Genomic DNA, 237 nt, shown 5'->3' on the forward strand with positions numbered 1-237 from the left:
CGTAAGCACCGTCGGGTGAGAAACCACTACCGGTATTCTTAGGCGCCGGTCTGCGGAAGGGACATCGGACGGCCCGCGGGGGCACCCATGCCGCCCGCAGCAAGGAAGTTCCCCCGACCGTTAGCCCAGCCAGGGAGCGTACCGTTAACCTGAATACTGCCCCTGGCATGGAGCGACGGGAACACGATCGGCGGAATGCTCACCGCACCACCCTCAATCTTAGGAAGAATAATGGGG

General features: G+C 62.4%; 1 protein-coding gene. It reads right to left on the bottom strand.

The features are described 5' to 3' along the window. Positions 1–38: 38 nt before the first annotated feature. Positions 39–237: hypothetical protein (locus BST27_RS31090; RefSeq protein ID WP_211285364.1), on the bottom strand; the 199-nt coding region annotated here is incomplete at its 5' end.

Source organism: Mycobacterium intermedium, from assembly GCF_002086275.1.
Classification (GTDB): Bacteria; Actinomycetota; Actinomycetes; order Mycobacteriales; family Mycobacteriaceae; genus Mycobacterium; species Mycobacterium intermedium.